Genomic DNA, 16,053 nt, shown 5'->3' with positions numbered 1-16,053 from the left:
CGGTTTTCTTCCAAGCATTTTTATTATTTCGGTTCTTCACCTAGAATTCGGACTTCTGTTTCTAGGCTCACATCAAATTTTTCTTTGATTGTCTTTTGGATATGAGCGATCAACTCAATGTAGTCAGTCGCTGTCGCATTGTTGATATTAACAATAAAACCAGCATGCTTTTCAGAGATTTGCGCGCCACCCCAGACTAATCCCTGCAAGCCGGCATCCTGAATTAATTTTCCAGTGAAATGACCAACCGGACGTTTGAAGACACTTCCGCATGAAGGGTACTCCAACGGCTGCTTCAATTCACGCAATTCTGTAAGTTCCTTCATCCGTTTTTCGATTTGGTCGTAGTCACCTGGTGTTAATTTAAAGGTAGCACTCAAAACAATCGCTGGTTGATCTTGAATCGCTGAGTGACGGTAAGAGAAATTCATTTGATCCTTATACCACGTTTCAAATGTACCATCAGCTAATAATACATCCACTGATTCAAAAACATCTTCCAGCTGCCCATCATATGCACCAGCATTCATGAAGACCGCACCGCCAATACTCCCAGGAATACCGCAAGCAAATTCAAAGCCGGTCAACGAATGATCCAACGCAACATATGTTGTGTCGATTAACTTAGCACCAGCCTGAGCAGTAATCGTATCTTCCTCTGCACGGATCGTTGTCATATCCGTCAGCATGATCACTAATCCGCGAATACCGCCGTCACGGACAATTAGATTGCTGGCATTGCCTAAAACAATCCAGGGAATGTCATTTGATCGACAGAAATCAACTAATGCTTTCACTTCTTCATTGTCTTTTGGAAATGCTAGAGCGTCCACAGGTCCGCCAGTTTTTGTAAAGGTATAATTCATTAAAGGTTCATCCAAAAGGACTTTCACGTTTGGTAATGCGCTCGATAATTCAGTAATTTTCACTTTGATAAGCCTTTCTCGTTCATTACGGGTAAATTTTTCAAACATCTTTGCTATTTTAGCACGCGAGAAAAAAACTTACCACCCCTTATAGTTGATGACGAATATGCTGCTGCAGCATCTTTTCACACAACTCATGACTTAACAAAACATTTTTCTGACGCAAATCAACAGCCTCACCTTTTAATGCGGCAATAAAACGGATAACTAACTGCTCAAATCCGCGTTTTTCTAACGTGGTCGTCCAATCCCCAAATCGTTGAACTTCTTCCACTGTTCCCTTTTTGATCGTCAAATCGGTCAATTGATTTAAAATATTCGTTTGTTCAGGTGAACTGACTTGGTAACGCTCCATTTTCCCGCCACTCATCAGATCCATTGACAGGATAACTTCTGTTGTAGCTGTTGAAAGCAGCAGTTGTGCATAGGTCATTTTCCCTTTTTCTTCACGAATTTTTGAATGCACCGTCATGATTTCATCATCCAGCAAATAAACAGCGGTATCCACTAAATGAATGAATAAGTCATAGATACCATATTGTGTATTCATCGCATGATTCGGTTCATTCTTTTCCAAATGAATGACATGCTTTTGCGGAAGCTGTTTGAGCTGTTCCACCATTGGAGCAAAACGCCGGTTAAAGCCCACCATAAACAACAGCTTGTTTGACTTTGCCAGCTCCTGCAATTCACGCACCTCTTGCAAATTTTCACTAACAGGCTTATCGATAAATACTGAGACCCCCGCCTCTAGACATTGCTTAGCGATCTCAAAATGGACCTTTGTAGCAACATGGATGAAACAGGCGTCGATTTTCTCAGCCAACAGTTCATCAATCGTTGCAACCGTATTAACGAAATTGTATTCGCGAGAAATCTTATCCCTGGTTTCATCATTACGCGTCGCGAAAATGAATGACGCCTCCTTGCGCATTTTAGCATAGGTTGGTAAATAGGCTTTTTGGGCGATTCCTCCAATGCCGATAACTCCGATTTTCATTTATCATTCTCCTTCTTCGCTATAATTTTTTACATCTCATTAGATATTTCTTATCTACAAAATTATGGTTTGCCGATCTGGCATCCTTTGCTTTCTGACTTTTTTTCGTTACAATGAGTCCATGAGTAAATCACAAGATTTAGTATGGAGGAATGAACATTGAAATTTATTTCTTGGAACGTCAATGGCTTACGAGCTGTGATGAAAAAGAACTTTATGGACGTCTTTAATGAATTAGACGCCGATTTTTTCTGTCTGCAGGAAACCAAACTGCAAGCTGGTCAAATCGAAATGGATCTGCCTGGCTATTATGAATATTGGAATTATGCAGAGAAAAAGGGCTACTCGGGTACCGCTATTTTTACAAAATACGAACCACTAAACGTTACTTATGGTCTTGGGCTTGATGAGCACGATCAAGAAGGTCGCGTCATCACGCTGGAATACCCTGAATATTATGTGATTACCTGCTACACACCTAATTCGCAAAATGAATTGAAGCGCTTAGATTACCGCATGACGTGGGAAGAAGCCTTCCTAAACTATCTGAATGCGCTGAAAGAAAAGAAACCAGTCATCTTCTGCGGTGATTTAAATGTCGCTCACGAAAACATCGACTTAAAAAATTGGAAAACCAATCAAAAAAATGCTGGGTTCACGCCGCAAGAACGAGAAAAATTCAGTATCTTATTAGAGAACGGCTATATTGATACCTTCCGTCATTTCTATCCAGATCAAGAGGGCATCTACTCTTGGTGGAGCTATCGCTTCAATGCCCGCAAAAACAACGCTGGATGGCGGATTGATTACTTTGTCGTTTCTGATGACTTAAAAGAAAAACTGCAAGATGCTAAAATTCACACTGAGATTTTCGGCAGCGATCATTGCCCGGTAGAATTGGATATCAATCTTTAAAATGTTTGAAATTTTTGCCGCAAACCTTTCGCCGCTGAAAGAAATATGTTAAAACAATGGCGAAGAGGTGACCCTTGTTGAATTTTATTGCAATGGACTTTGAAACAGCCAATTACCAAACACATAGTGCTTGTTCATTAGCACTCGTAATGGTTAAAAACAGCCAAATCGTGGGTGAATATTATTCCTTAATTAAACCAGAAACAGAATTCTTCTGGAAAAACATTCAGATTCACGGGATTCATCCAGAGGACGTGGAGAATGCCCCAAAATTTCCTGAAGTATGGCAAGAAATCCAACACTATTATCAGGAAAATCGTTTGATCGTCGCTCACAATGCCGGCTTTGATACAAAGGTATTAGCCGGCTGTCTGGATTATTATCATTTAGAGCAGCCATCTTATTTGTCACTTTGTACTGTAAGAACCAGTCGCCGTCTATTTCCCGAAATGCGAAATCATCGACTGAACACTGTCTGTGAAGAATTAGCTATTCCACTAGAGCATCACCATGATGCCCTAGAAGACAGTCGAGCCTGTGCAAAAATATTGCTTTATCAAGAGGATCATTTTGGAGTCGATCCTTTGAAAAAATTAGTTTTACCAATGTAGATGGACTGAAAGCGAAGCGCTCTGCTTCGCTTTTTTAATTGATCAATTTACTCATCAGCAAAACATCTAAAAATTCTCCCTTACTATCACGCACTCCACGTATCATCTCAGCCTCAGTTTCAAATCCAAATTTTTGATACAAATGAATCGCCCGTTCATTGCGTTTCTGGACGGTTAGCTCCAATCGCCGCAACGGTGAAGCATTTTCGCTCCAGTAAATGACCTCATTTAATAAAGCAGAACCTAAACCAATCCCCCAGAATTCTTTTAACACACTGATACCAACCTCGCCAATATGCGCGACAGTGAATTCTGACGCCGCCTTGACTGAAGCCATACCAACGATCTTTTCATCTGCCAAAGCTAACAGTAATAAATTGTTCTCACTTTCGTATAAATCAGCCAATTGCAGGCTTAACATTTCTTCACTCAAGCCTAAACCAACTTCATCCATGATTAAAAAGTCCGTCTCCTCAGCGATTTTCTGACTCACCTGCAATAAGGCTGCAGCGTCGTCCGGGATTGCTTCTCTTAGCGTGATCTCGACCTCACTCATTCCGCTTCCCACGCTTTCAAAATGCGACTCTGAAATTTTTCAGCCTGTATTCCCTTTGCAAGCAACTCGACTTTACGCAGATTTTCATCCTGATCATCTTTAGATAAAATCAACTCCAAATAATCCTCCGGCATATACTCGCCTAACTGCTGGCCCCATTCGACTACGGAAAGACCATCGCCTTCGAAATAATCATCTAAGCCTAAATCATCCGCCCCAGCCTCAATGCGATAGACATCCATATGGTAAAGCGGTATGCGTCCCTGCTGGTATTCTCGAATGATCGTGTAAGTCGGGCTCTTAATCATTTGATCAATTCCTAAACCCAAAGCGATCCCTTTTGTTAGAGTTGTCTTCCCAGCTCCAAGATCACCCGTTAATACTAAATTATCGCTAGGCTCTGCCACCGTACCAATTATTTTTCCTAATCTTTCTGTTGCTGTTGTATCTACTAATGTTATCACGCTGTATCCCTCTTTTCTGCTACCAATTTAGTATAACGATTTACGCTTAGAGAGAAAAGAAAAAGATTCTTTATTTTTTCCGGACACAAAAAAGCAAGCATGATGATCTCTTCACCATACTTGCCTTTACTTACAAACGCTCAAGCGATTTCTACATCAAATAATCTCATCACCAGCATTTACTGTTTTCGCCTCAATCGAATAGGTATCCGAACTGCCGGGAAACAACACCATGATCGTGCTTTCTTTTCCCTGTTCTGCTAAATATGCTCGATCGACAATCGCCAGCTTCGTTTCAGGCGTTACTTTATTGGCTTCACCAACAAGTACATCGAAGCCTTCACCATTTAGCTCGACTGTATCGATGCCAATATGGATCAGAACCTCTTTTCCGTCACTCATTTCCAGACCAATCGCATGTTTGGTTGGAAAGACACTGGTTACTATTCCTGTAATTGGAGAAAAAATCTCATTTGATGCAGGTTCAACCGCAAAACCTGGTCCCATCATTCCTTGAGAAAAGACCGGATCACTTACCTCAGATAGCGGGATCAATTTGCCATCCACTGGACTGAAGATGCTGGTTTGGTTCTTCTTAAAAATAGAAAACATTCTTATACCCCTTTCAACCTCGTAGCAATAACTATGACGACCACACTGATCAAACTAATAAATCCAATCGCAAAACAGAAGATAAATTTCTCATTCCGTGAAGCAGTCTGTTTTTCAGCAAACATGTTTCTACTATAGAAATAGCATAAAGCCGCGCCAATGATATTTCCTGTCAAAATCTGTTGAAACAAGCTGAAGGTCAAAAAGCGTTTTTCAATCAACGACTTCTTTTCATTTTGAGCGCCAATCAGATAAAGACAAGCGGCTTGAAAAAGCATTAAAAAAGATAGCAGAAATGCTAGCGTGAATCCCGGAATTTGCAGGATAAGCTGTTGAATCGTTACGTGCTGATTAAAGCTTACCAAAAATAAATAAAAATAAAAGAGCACCGGCAGTACAATCCAATAACCAAGTAACAGATTTCTTTTAACATTCATTGATCTAAGCGCTATCATTTAAACTCTTCCTTTCATAACAAAACGTAAATAAATCTTAAGTCGTTGAATCAGTACTTTTATCCAGTGTGTAAATGCCATAAGAGCGAAGCAAGTAGTCCATTAAACAGCTTAGTCCAATCAAGGATTGTGATTGAAGTCTTCGTCTGCCAATAACGAAAAAGTCACAATAAAAATTCAAATGATGCGTACTGTGTCTAGCAAAATAGTTATCTCCAACTGCTGTAACCGCCAGTACTGGAATTTTTCGAACTTCAAATGCTGTTAGATTCTCTTTGATATCATCTGTTTCTCCACTTAAGGAAGCAATTACTACACAGTCATTTTGAGTAATCATCGGCATGACCATATCCAACTCTGTTTTATTCGGCAAAACCAGTGCACGTTTATCGACATTTAATAACATTTTGTAGAATTCATCGATAATGTTTTTTTGAGAAAAACCAGTTGCATAACAATAAATCGTTTGGCTTTTATCGAACATCTCATTGATTGGCTCCAAGTTCACTGATTGCATATATTCAAGCGTCTTTTTGATATCATCAAGTTGCTTCTCAAAAATATCCTTATCGCTAGTTTCCTGCTGCTGGCTAGTTTCAGTGTGTCGCAGAAAATACTTTAATTCTGAATACCCTGAAAATCCAAGCTTTTTAGTTGTTCTTAACACAGAAGATTTGGAGGCATGAACCATTTCGGCAAGCTCCATGATCCCCGAAGATCAAACCTTATCAGGATTCGCAAGCATAAATTGTAAGATATCTTTATCTAAATCACTAAGCTCATCTAAATGCTGATGAATCAACTGTTCTAATGTCATAATTTTCCCCCTCCTACACTATTATACGTGATGAAGGAGGAAAAATTGATTTTTTTCATATTAATTATTTTAATTCTGGCCAAAATTCTTTGTTCGCTTCAATCAAATCATCTAACAATTCTTTGGCAATTCGTGCATTCGGCACGATTCTCGAAAGTGCCAACGCTTGGTACAATTTTTGATAGGATTGCTCTGCCCAAGCCTCAACGACTAATTTTTCAACCGCTACTTGCTGCTCCATCAAGCCCTTTTGGAAACGCGGAATTTTCCCTTGAGTTAATGGCTCTGGACCATTGCTACCCACCACACATGGGACTTCTACCATTGCTGTTTCGTCAAAGTTAACGATGGCTCCTTCATTTGGAACAATCAGCAGCATTCTTTCATGAGTGTTATAAGCGATCGCCCGTGCTAAATCAACAATATAGCTTGCATGCTCGTCCACTTCTAAGGATGTTCCTTCAGCCGTTCCTGCTTCAGCAATCCGGTCACATTCACTAAATACATGCTGTTCACGTCCAGCCATAACCTCATTTGCCCGTGTATATTCCGGATTTGCATGAGCAACCTCATCTTGTGGATAGAAGTAATATTTTAAATACGTGTTTGGTAATGTCTCTGGGTCCAATGCGTAAACTTCTTTGGCCTTAGCAAATGTATGCATCCAGCTAGCATCGGTATGTTGAGATTCTTCAATCTCTTCTGGTAATGAATAACCGTGATCTTTGACATGTGCTTTAATCTGCGGCATCAAATCACTGCCTTCCTTATCACGGATATCTGTCCACCAGCCAAAATGATTCAATCCGTAATAACGAACAACCATTTCTTTACGTGATTTCAAACCAATTGAATGAGCCATCCGTTCCTCGATTCCTACTGGCATATCGCAAATATTGATGATTTTTGACTCTGGTCTTAGTTTTCTGGTTGCTTCAGCTACAATTGCCGCAGGATTCGAATAGTTCAACATCCATGCATTCGGCGAATATTTTTCCATGTAATCTACTAATTCTAATACGCCGCCAATTGAACGCATCCCATAAGCGATTCCCCCAGGTCCGCAGGTTTCCTGACCTACAACTCCATATTTCAATGGGATTTTTTCATCTTTTTCGCGCATTGCGTATAATCCGACACGAATATGGGCCATCACAAAATCAACATCCGTGAAAGCTGTTTCTGGATCAGTTGTCGCCACAAAATTAATTTCTGGCGCACGTTCCTTCAACAGGATTTCACAGGCGTTCGCCACATGATTCTGACGTTCTTCCAGATTGTCGTAAAATTTGATTTGTCTGATCGGAAACTTGTCTAGGTTGTCCAAGAGCATCAATACGATCCCCGGTGTAAATGTACTTCCTCCGCCTGCAATAACAATTGAAAATTTCTTCATCTTTCATTCTCTCCTTTGGTCTCTAATTTTCGATATTCATCAGTGTTTCAAATTGTTCTCTAACTTGTGGTACATCTAGGCCAACAATGACCTGAAAGGCATTTCCATTTCTAACCACTCCATGGGCTCCACCAGATCGAAAAACATCATCTGGCTGAACAAGCGCTTCATCTTTGACCGTAATTCTTAAGCGAGTGGCACAATTATTAACCTTTTCAATATTTTCAGCTCCCCCAAAACCATCTAAATAAACAGCTGCTTGTTCCGTATATTGATTCGCGCCTTCAATCACTGGCACGTTACTACCTTGCTTGGCTTTGTAATCTTTTTTCGAATATAACTTAATGTCTTGCGAATTTTCCTCCCGCCCTGGTGTTGCCAGATTGAACTTCAGTATCAAAAAACGGAACACGAAGAAATAAATCACGATAAAGGCAAGTCCAATAATCAATTGGGTGACTATCATACTTTTATGGTTTTGGAACAATGGAATCCAAACCTTCGCCAATAGATCAATTAAACCTCCACCCATATCTCCCACAACTCCAAAACCATACATAGTCGCGGCCATCGTTGCAGCTAACAGAGCATGTACAGCAAATAGTGGCGGTGATACAAATAGGAAGGTAAATTCTAATGGTTCAGTAATTCCTGCCAAGACTGCTGTTAAAGTTGCTGGAATCAGAATTGCCAGCACTTTCTTTCTATTTTCTGGTTTCGCCGTAAAATAGAAAGCTGCAGCAATACCAGGCGATGCAAATATTTTTGAGTTTCCATGTAAAGCAAAGCCGCCTTCTGGGAATAACTGTTTCAACGGTGTCGTTGTTTGCGCGAATTCCTGTAAATGTCCCATCCAATATTTGGTAATCCCTTCTTCAACAACAGCCGGACCATAAACAAAGGGAGTATAGATAAAATGATGCAGCCCTGTTGGTATCAAGATGCGTTCCAAGAAAGTATAAAGCCAAACTCCGAAGATTCCTGCACTTGCCAGAAAACCTTGCAGTGATCCGATCCCTTGCTGAACTTTGGGCCAGATCAAGCAAATCAGAAAAGCAATTGGTAGCATTGCGAAGAATCCCAAGATAACAATGAATGACGATCCTTGGAAGATTCCTAAAAAGTCAGGCAACTTCTTTTCGAAATACCGATTGTGTAGAAAAATAACAATTGCAGAAATGAAAATAGCACCAATAATACCGGTATCTAGTGTCTTGATTCCACCGATTAATTTAAGTCCGCTTTCTCCTCCTGGTTCAGCTGCAAAGTTTACACCGAAAAATTTGCCAAAGTATTCAAGCATAGATGAAATAAAATAGTTACAGGTAGTATAAACAACAAACGCTTCCATCGCTGCTCGTGCATTCGCCTTTTTGGCTAACCCGATCGACAAGCCGATAACGAACAGCAACTCCATTTGATTGAAGACTGTCCACGCACCATTTTCTACAATACTCCAAATGGAATACCACGTCGTTCCTTCACTTGCGATGCTGCCTACAAGCATTGGATTTTTGAAAATGATACAAAGTGCAACCATTATCCCTGAAAACGAAAATAGTAGTACCGGCGTAAACATCGCCCCACCAAAGCGCTGAATCTTTTCCATCATGACAAAAACACATCTCCTTCCAATAATTCCTTTTTCCTATTTACACGTCTGACTATACAGACAGTAAAAAGCGTTTACAATACTATAGGAAAACACTGGGAATAATGTTCCATGATTGAACTTAAGTGTCTAACGCTGGGAAATTTCCCAACGATCTCTAAAAAAGAGCAAAAAAAGCGAGAATTCGCATAATACACGAATTCTCGCTTTATTCTTGATTTAACGATGCTTAGTTCATCAATGATTGTGCTGCCGTAATAATAGATAGCTTATAAACGTCTTCTTCATTACAGCCGCGTGATAAGTCAGAAACTGGCTTGTTCAAGCCTTGTAAGATTGGTCCGATCGCTTCAAAACCACCGAAACGTTGGGCGATCTTGTAACCAATATTTCCTGATTGTAATTCAGGGAAAACAAAGACAGTTGCTTGTCCAGCTACTTGAGAATCAGGGGCTTTCAATTGTGCCACGCCTGGGATATAGGCAGCATCAAATTGTAATTCGCCATCGATTAAGAAATCTGGCGCCAATTCTTGAGCAATCTTCGTTGCTTCTGCAACCTTTTCAACCTCAGGAGATTTAGCAGATCCTTTTGTTGAGAAGCTCATCATTGCGACTTTAGGCTCAATATCGAATAATTCAGCTGTTTTAGCAGATTCGACAGCGATTTCAGCCAATTCTTGAGCACTTGGATTCACATTGATGGCACAATCTGAGAATAAGTATTTCTCTTGATCACGCCCGCGAACCATTAAGAAAGCTCCACTTGTACGGCTAACGCCTGGTTTTGTTTTAATAATTTGCAAGGCTGGGCGAACAGTATCTCCAGTTGAATGAATCGCTCCAGAAACCATGCCTTCAGTAATGCCCATATAAGTCAGCATTGTACCGAAGTAGTTTTCATCTTTAAGAATCTTTTCCGCATCTTCTTTGCTGACTTTTCCTTTACGACGTTCAACAAAGGCTTCAACCATTTCATCCCAACGATCAAAATGATCAGGGTCAATAATTGTGAAGTTCTCTAAAGCGATTCCACGAGCGCCCGCAGCTTTTTCGATTTCAGCCAGATTGCCAATCAAGATTGGTTCAATCAATTCTTCTGCTTTCAAACGAGATGCGGCACCAAGAATACGCGCGTCAGTTGCTTCAGGAAATGCCACTTTAATGTTGCGACGAATAATCTTAAATTTCAAACTATCAAATAGATCCACGATAAAACCTCCAGATATTTATTTCCTTTTCATCATACAACACTTCACATGAAAAGAAAAGGACAGAATAAAACCTCTGTACTACTCATTAGAATCTAGTAAACATGAATTAAGAGGTTTTTCACAAACTGTCTCTATAACAGAAACCGTTGTCATACTACACTGTTTCAGGCAGCTGCCAATCGATTGGTGACTCGCCCCATTCCTTCAAAATCTGATTTGTTTTTGAAAATGGTTTTGATCCAAAGAAGCCTCGATGAGCGGATAAAGGCGACGGATGAACAGACTTTATGATCGCATGCTTATTGGTATCAATCATTTTGATTTTTTCTTGAGCCGGCTTGCCCCATAGAATAAAGACGATCGGCTTTTCACGCTCATTTAATCGTTGAATAATTGCGTCAGTCAATTGCTCCCAACCTTGACCGCGATGTGAATAGGCTTGGCCTTCGCGTACGGTCAGCACCGTGTTGAGCATCAGAACCCCTTGCTTGGCCCAGCTTACGAGATTGCCGTGCTGAACTGGCGGAATCCCTAAATCATTTTGCAATTCTTGATAAATATTTCGTAGTGAAGGTGGTATTTTGACTCCCGGCTGTACGGAAAAGGATAAGCCGTGCGCTTGATTTACGCCATGATAAGGATCTTGTCCTAAGATTACAACTTCGACTTTGCTGTAAGGTGTCAATTCCAACGCTTCAAAGATATGATACATATCTGGATGAATTCTTTGAGTGCTATATTCCTGCTTCAAGAATTCTCGTAGTTTCAAATAGTACGGCGCTTGAAATTGATCTGCTAAAACCGTCTGCCAATCATTATGGATAATTTCTTTCATGCTCTACACTCCTACTTCTATTCTTAGTAAAAACTCTCCATTTTACATGGAAAAAACTAGCCTATGCGTCGAGAAGACCATTTTCTACCCAAATAATTCTTTTTAAAGAATTCTCTCGACATGGCTATCCTCTTTGGGATTATGGTACACTATCGGTGTATGATAGGAAAGCTAGGTGAATAATTTTGATAAAACTCATTGCCTCTGATATGGACGGTACACTGTTAAACGATCAAATGCAAGTCCCAACAGCAAATATCGCAGCCATTCAGAAAGCTCAAGCACAAGGAATTGAATTTATTACAGCGACCGGACGCGGAATGAGCCACGCCAAAATCTCCTTAGATGAAGCGGACATCCACGTACCGATGATTTTATTAAACGGCGCTCATGTGGTGAACGCCGAACGAGAAACCATTTTTACCATTCCGATCGGCAAGGAAAAGACATTTGAAGTGATGGATGCCATTGAAGAAGCTGGCCTTTATTATGAAATTTTTACCGCCGAACATGTATATTCTTCAAATCAACCGAAGCGGATTGAATTTTTCTCAGAGCATATCATTGATAAAATACCTGGTATTTCTAAAAAAATGGCGATCGCTGCCTCATCGCGACATTTATCACTTACACCGATTACTTTTGTTGAAGATATGCGACAAACACTAATCGATAAAGAAGAAGATGTATTGAAGATTATCGCGTTTGATAAGAATGGGCCAGAACAGCTTAAAGCGATAACAGGAGAGCTAGAAAAGATCGGAGACCTCGCCATTGCGGCATCTGAATTGACAAATATCGAAATCAATCATGTCGATGCGCAAAAAGGCATCGCCTTAAAGCAGTTTGCGGAAGAACGAGGATTTTCCGCTGATCAAGTGATGGCACTGGGAGATAATTTTAATGATGTCAGCATGTTAACATATGCTGGTACGAGTGTTGCGATGGGAAATGCAGTAGACGCTATAAAGAAAATTGCGAAACATGTAACTGACACAAACGAAGAAAACGGAGTAGCAACGGCAATCGATCGAATCCTTTCTGAATAATAAAAATCAAAAGGTGTGAGCATCATGACTGAATTTTTTATTCAAGAAAAACAATTAAGTTCCACGACACGAACGATCGTCAAAGACAACAAAGGTGTTCCACTTTATTTAATGGTAGGACATTGGGGACGTAAAGGAAATGTGCTCTCCCTCTATGCAATGGACGGTCAAATCGTAGCATATATCAAACAAGCCAGTGTGATTTTCGGGCGCAAGTTTGAGATTTACTATGACCATACAAAAGTTGGTGTACTTCACAAAATCTTCCATTGGCCCGGGGATTTTTATTACATACAGCAGCTTCATTGGGCAGTTTATGGAGATATTTACAACCATAAATATAAGATTAATCATTTTAACCAGCCAATCATGACGATGGATAAAGCCACCTTATTAACTGGTGATTACTATGTCTTGGATGTCACAGATCCAGCAGACGCCCCAGTCTGTATTTGTGTGGCGGCGATTATGGATTATTGGCTGTATAACCGCAATAGAAAAAAAGAACAAGAAACTGTGTTAGAAGTAACCTTTTCTCAAAACTGTTAAAACGGCTAATACGTTTACTACGTTAAGTAAGCGATTAGCCGTTTTCTTATATGCCTATTTGTGACGCTTGATGCGATCAAAGCCTTTAACCTCTCGTTGCATGTGGTCGTATAAATGACCGCTAATCATAATTTCTCCAACGTCTTTGAAGCCATCACGTAAATATAAACGTTTAGCATTTGGATTAGCCTTGTCGACATTTAGGCCGATAACTTTTTCGCCCTCGTGGGTCGCCAGCCGATCTACCGCCGTTAACAGCTTTGAACCAATCCCTTGTCCACGAAATTTTTCATCCACTGCGATTGAATCCAAATACCATTCACCAGGAAAAGCTTCAGGATCAATAAACATCTTAATATCGTCGGAAATTCCTTGTGAACGCAAATAATTTTCTAAAGGCAAATCGATAATCTTTTCTTTATTGGCCGGATAACCAAAAACAGCCCCTGCGATTTCGCCATCAATTTCTTCAACTAGACCTCGAGCATAGCCGAAGCGATAAGTCGGATCTTCAAAGCAAGCCGTGATAACTTCTAAGGCCTTCTCTTCACCAAACTCAGCTAAGAAATCCAACTCCATGTCTTTTAAAATAACCAGTATTAATTTTGCAACTGCTGCGCCATCTTCTTTTTTGGCAAATCGAATCATTTTAAAACCTCTCTTTTAATAACGTATATTTCCTTTTCTATAGTGTACCATGGGAAAGTTCTTTTCGAAAGTCAGGAACTTTGTGAATAGTTAAAATTCTGCTATGATAAGCTTGAAGAGAAGACTAGGAGGCGCAACATGAAAAAAATAGGAAAGATTCTTTTAGGAATTATAACAGCCATCATTTTGGTTTTAGGCGGCTATTTAATTTATTTATTCGCCAGCTATGACCGTTTACCTGACCATCTTACCTTAAAACCCGACAATCAACATAATCAGGTTTTAGAAACCAATAAGACTTACCGTGCTATGAGTCATAACATTGGATATGGGGCTTATCCGCCGAGCTATAGCTTCTTTATGGACGGTGGGAAATACTCACGAGCGTATGATAAAAAAACGGTAGAAAAAAATATGCAGGGAATTGTCACCACGACAAAAGAATTAGAACCTACTTTTGCTTTTTATCAAGAAGTCGATCAAGATGGCGATCGTTCACAGCATGTAGACGAAGTGGCTTTTCTGAAAGACCATTTATCTGACTACAACAGCTTGTATGGGCAAAACTACGACTCTTCTTATTTGTTCTATCCCTTTACTGACCCAATCGGCCAAGCAAAATCAGGGCTAGTCACCCTAAGCCAAGCTGAGATCACCAGCAGTAAACGCTATTCTTTACCGATCGAAACAAACTTCAACAAATTTGTTGATTTGGATCGTGCCTTCACTGTCAGCCGTATGCCAGTCAAAAACGGTCATGAGTTTATTACGATCAATACCCATTTGTCCGCTTTTACGAAGGATCGCTCCATCCAAGCGGCTCAATTGAAGAAGATTTTTGATGTCATGGAAAGCGAATATAAAAAAGGGAACTATGTGATGGTGGCTGGAGATTATAATCATGATGTTTTGGGGAACAGCCCAGACGTATTTAGTACAAGTAAAAAACGCGAAACCTGGACACATCCATTTCCAAAAGAAGAATTGCCGGCAGGCTTTCACCTGCCTACTGGAAAGCTGGCAGAAGAGAAAAAGCCATCCGCTCGAGCATTAAATGAACCCTATAAACAGGGCAAGACCTACACGACTTTGATTGATGGGTTTCTTGTTTCAGATAATATCAATGTTGAAGCTGTTCACATCAAGGACATGCAATTTAAATATTCTGACCATAATCCAGTATATTTGGATTTCACTTTTAAATAAAATAGCTTTAACTCCAAGGTACATTGCTTTCTTTCACTCTCGTTGATAGAATGAAGGGAAATCATAGAAAAGGACTTATTTCAATGTGGAAATTCACCTTCAATATACGCACCATTACTCTACTCCAAACAAGGAAACTACTGTAGATGAAACATTGTTTGGAGATACGATAAGAGTTGTTTCATCGCCAATTTTTAAGCGCGGATTTATACACGTTTATTTGTTGCGGCTTGAAACCTCTTCTTATAGACAAAATTGGAGGAAAAATAGAATGTTGACAATTAAACAAGTTGACCGAAAAAATAAAAACGAACTAGGTACAATGATGGCGATTTGGGAATCAGCGGTTAAAGCTACCCACACCTTTTTGACAAAGAATGATATCGAAGCCTTAAAGCCCGAGGTAAAAAAGGCGTTTCAGCTGATTGATCAGCTTTATGGCTATTATGATCCTGAGCTTTTAGGATTTATTGGTGTCCAGCAAGATAAGGTTGAAATGCTTTTCGTTGCAAACAAAGCTCGAGGAAACGGAATTGGAAAAAAATTACTGCAATTTGCGCTTGATTCGCTAAATATACACTATGTAGATGTGAATGAGCAGAATCAGCAGGCCTTTGGTTTTTATCGGCATATGGGTTTCCTTGTGATCGGGCGATCTGAGCTAGATGAGCAAGGGAATCCTTTCCCTATTCTGCATTTAAAAAAAATGCAGATTGAAGAAGTCGTTACAGATAAGAAAAACTATTTAAACTTGCTTCTTTTAGCCGATCCACAGGAAGACATGATTGATCGTTACCTTGATGACGGCCGCATGTTTGTTTTATATGATGATGCTTTGAAGTGCGCAGCCGTTGTCACAGAGTTGAATGAACAGGAATGTGAGCTGAAAAACATAGCAACTGTCCCAGCTGTACATGGCCAAGGCTATGGCAGAGCAATGATCCAGTTTTTATTCCATGAATTTTTAGGTCATTATCAAACGATGTATGTCGGAACTGGTGATGAGCCAGGAATATTGGACTTTTATAAAAAAAGCGGATTCCGCGAATCGCATCGCGTGAAGAATTTTTTCACCGATAATTACCACGAACCAATCATTGATCAGGACGTTCAATTGGTTGATATGGTTTACCTGCGGGCAGACGTCAATAATGAATAACATAAAAAAAGTGATAAGATCAACTTCATG

Annotated in this window: 17 protein-coding genes and 1 pseudogene; 6 read left to right on the top strand and 12 right to left on the bottom strand. The window is 40.0% G+C overall.

Annotation, left to right across the window (positions count from 1 at the left end):
• Window positions 1-23: 23 nt before the first annotated feature.
• Both murB and OMU_RS20970 read right to left on the bottom strand, forming a co-directional pair.
• On the bottom strand, window positions 24-929 hold the full coding sequence (gene murB, locus OMU_RS20975; RefSeq protein ID WP_016181853.1) for a UDP-N-acetylmuramate dehydrogenase: 906 nt from the start codon (window positions 927-929) through the stop codon (window positions 24-26).
• 85 nt (window positions 930-1,014) lie between these two features.
• A complete protein-coding gene (locus OMU_RS20970) occupies window positions 1,015-1,926 on the bottom strand; it encodes a Gfo/Idh/MocA family protein (protein WP_016181852.1) in 912 nt (303 codons plus the stop codon).
• Window positions 1,927-2,085: 159 nt separating this feature from the next.
• Between OMU_RS20970 and OMU_RS20965 the strand changes: the two genes are divergently transcribed.
• Complete coding sequence (locus tag OMU_RS20965) at window positions 2,086-2,841, top strand: exodeoxyribonuclease III (protein ID WP_016181851.1); 756 nt, start codon at window positions 2,086-2,088, stop codon at window positions 2,839-2,841.
• A 77-nt stretch (window positions 2,842-2,918) separates the two neighbouring features.
• Window positions 2,919-3,452 (top strand): 3'-5' exonuclease, encoded by a 534-nt coding sequence (locus tag OMU_RS20960; protein WP_016181850.1) that lies wholly within the window; start codon window positions 2,919-2,921, stop codon window positions 3,450-3,452.
• 34 nt (window positions 3,453-3,486) lie between these two features.
• Here the strand turns inward: OMU_RS20960 and OMU_RS20955 are convergent, their stop codons facing one another.
• From OMU_RS20955 to OMU_RS20915, 9 genes and pseudogenes are all read right to left on the bottom strand, one after another.
• A complete protein-coding gene (locus OMU_RS20955) occupies window positions 3,487-4,008 on the bottom strand; it encodes a GNAT family N-acetyltransferase (RefSeq protein WP_016181849.1) in 522 nt (173 codons plus the stop codon).
• Window positions 4,005-4,472 (bottom strand): tRNA (adenosine(37)-N6)-threonylcarbamoyltransferase complex ATPase subunit type 1 TsaE, encoded by a 468-nt coding sequence (gene tsaE / locus OMU_RS20950; RefSeq protein WP_016181848.1) that lies wholly within the window; start codon window positions 4,470-4,472, stop codon window positions 4,005-4,007. Before tsaE ends, OMU_RS20955 begins: the two co-directional genes overlap by 4 nt.
• Before the next feature lie 156 nt (window positions 4,473-4,628).
• Window positions 4,629-5,084 carry a PTS sugar transporter subunit IIA gene (locus OMU_RS20945; RefSeq protein WP_016181847.1) on the bottom strand — a complete coding sequence of 152 codons (456 nt, stop codon included), beginning with the start codon at window positions 5,082-5,084 and terminating at the stop codon, window positions 4,629-4,631.
• Between the two features lie 2 nt (window positions 5,085-5,086).
• Complete coding sequence (locus tag OMU_RS20940; protein WP_016181846.1) at window positions 5,087-5,539, bottom strand: hypothetical protein; 453 nt, start codon at window positions 5,537-5,539, stop codon at window positions 5,087-5,089.
• A gap of 37 nt (window positions 5,540-5,576) precedes the next feature.
• Window positions 5,577-6,356: pseudogene (locus tag OMU_RS20935) on the bottom strand (MurR/RpiR family transcriptional regulator).
• Window positions 6,357-6,420: 64 nt separating this feature from the next.
• On the bottom strand, window positions 6,421-7,752 hold the full coding sequence (locus OMU_RS20930) for a 6-phospho-alpha-glucosidase (RefSeq protein WP_016181843.1): 1,332 nt from the start codon (window positions 7,750-7,752) through the stop codon (window positions 6,421-6,423).
• A gap of 22 nt (window positions 7,753-7,774) precedes the next feature.
• Complete coding sequence (locus tag OMU_RS20925; RefSeq protein ID WP_016181842.1) at window positions 7,775-9,364, bottom strand: alpha-glucoside-specific PTS transporter subunit IIBC; 1,590 nt, start codon at window positions 9,362-9,364, stop codon at window positions 7,775-7,777.
• A gap of 229 nt (window positions 9,365-9,593) precedes the next feature.
• The gene (gene pta, locus OMU_RS20920; RefSeq protein ID WP_016181841.1) at window positions 9,594-10,574 is read right to left on the bottom strand and encodes a phosphate acetyltransferase; all 981 of its coding nucleotides are present in this window, start codon (window positions 10,572-10,574) and stop codon (window positions 9,594-9,596) included.
• A gap of 157 nt (window positions 10,575-10,731) precedes the next feature.
• Window positions 10,732-11,412, bottom strand: coding sequence for a uracil-DNA glycosylase (locus OMU_RS20915; RefSeq protein WP_016181840.1), 681 nt, complete (start codon window positions 11,410-11,412; stop codon window positions 10,732-10,734).
• A gap of 185 nt (window positions 11,413-11,597) precedes the next feature.
• On the opposite strand from OMU_RS20915, the gene OMU_RS20910 reads away from it, so the two are divergent.
• Window positions 11,598-12,461 carry a Cof-type HAD-IIB family hydrolase gene (locus tag OMU_RS20910; RefSeq protein WP_016181839.1) on the top strand — a complete coding sequence of 288 codons (864 nt, stop codon included), beginning with the start codon at window positions 11,598-11,600 and terminating at the stop codon, window positions 12,459-12,461.
• A gap of 24 nt (window positions 12,462-12,485) precedes the next feature.
• A complete protein-coding gene (locus OMU_RS20905; protein ID WP_016181838.1) occupies window positions 12,486-13,010 on the top strand; it encodes an LURP-one-related/scramblase family protein in 525 nt (174 codons plus the stop codon).
• A gap of 54 nt (window positions 13,011-13,064) precedes the next feature.
• Here OMU_RS20905 and OMU_RS20900 read toward each other — a convergent pair whose 3' ends face one another.
• Entirely contained in the window at window positions 13,065-13,658 is a 594-nt protein-coding gene (locus OMU_RS20900; RefSeq protein ID WP_016181837.1) for a GNAT family N-acetyltransferase, read from the bottom strand.
• A 138-nt stretch (window positions 13,659-13,796) separates the two neighbouring features.
• Between OMU_RS20900 and OMU_RS20895 the strand changes: the two genes are divergently transcribed.
• Window positions 13,797-14,864, top strand: coding sequence for an endonuclease/exonuclease/phosphatase family protein (locus OMU_RS20895; protein ID WP_016181836.1), 1,068 nt, complete (start codon window positions 13,797-13,799; stop codon window positions 14,862-14,864).
• A gap of 271 nt (window positions 14,865-15,135) precedes the next feature.
• Window positions 15,136-16,023, top strand: coding sequence for a GNAT family N-acetyltransferase (locus OMU_RS20890; protein WP_016181835.1), 888 nt, complete (start codon window positions 15,136-15,138; stop codon window positions 16,021-16,023).
• Window positions 16,024-16,053 lie beyond the last annotated feature (30 nt).

This window comes from Enterococcus avium ATCC 14025, from assembly GCF_000406965.1.
Taxonomy (GTDB): Bacteria; Bacillota; Bacilli; order Lactobacillales; family Enterococcaceae; genus Enterococcus_A; species Enterococcus_A avium.
Note: the sequence above shows the minus strand (reverse complement) of the source record. Positions and strands in the feature narration are given on the sequence as shown.

Bases quoted from the DNA above. Each gene is read 5' to 3' on its own strand.
- OMU_RS20945 (WP_016181847.1), bottom strand. From the start codon at position 5,084: ATGTTTTCTATTTTTAAGAAGAACCAAACCAGCATCTTCAGTCCAGTG.
- OMU_RS20940 (WP_016181846.1), bottom strand. From the start codon at position 5,539: ATGATAGCGCTTAGATCAATGAATGTTAAAAGAAATCTGTTACTTGGT.
- OMU_RS20895 (WP_016181836.1), top strand. From the start codon at position 13,797: ATGAAAAAAATAGGAAAGATTCTTTTAGGAATTATAACAGCCATCATT.
- OMU_RS20925 (WP_016181842.1), bottom strand. From the start codon at position 9,364: ATGATGGAAAAGATTCAGCGCTTTGGTGGGGCGATGTTTACGCCGGTA.
- OMU_RS20905 (WP_016181838.1), top strand. From the start codon at position 12,486: ATGACTGAATTTTTTATTCAAGAAAAACAATTAAGTTCCACGACACGA.
- OMU_RS20955 (WP_016181849.1), bottom strand. From the start codon at position 4,008: ATGAGTGAGGTCGAGATCACGCTAAGAGAAGCAATCCCGGACGACGCT.
- OMU_RS20915 (WP_016181840.1), bottom strand. From the start codon at position 11,412: ATGAAAGAAATTATCCATAATGATTGGCAGACGGTTTTAGCAGATCAA.
- OMU_RS20890 (WP_016181835.1), top strand. From the start codon at position 15,136: ATGTTGACAATTAAACAAGTTGACCGAAAAAATAAAAACGAACTAGGT.
- OMU_RS20970 (WP_016181852.1), bottom strand. From the start codon at position 1,926: ATGAAAATCGGAGTTATCGGCATTGGAGGAATCGCCCAAAAAGCCTAT.
- OMU_RS20900 (WP_016181837.1), bottom strand. From the start codon at position 13,658: ATGATTCGATTTGCCAAAAAAGAAGATGGCGCAGCAGTTGCAAAATTA.
- OMU_RS20930 (WP_016181843.1), bottom strand. From the start codon at position 7,752: ATGAAGAAATTTTCAATTGTTATTGCAGGCGGAGGAAGTACATTTACA.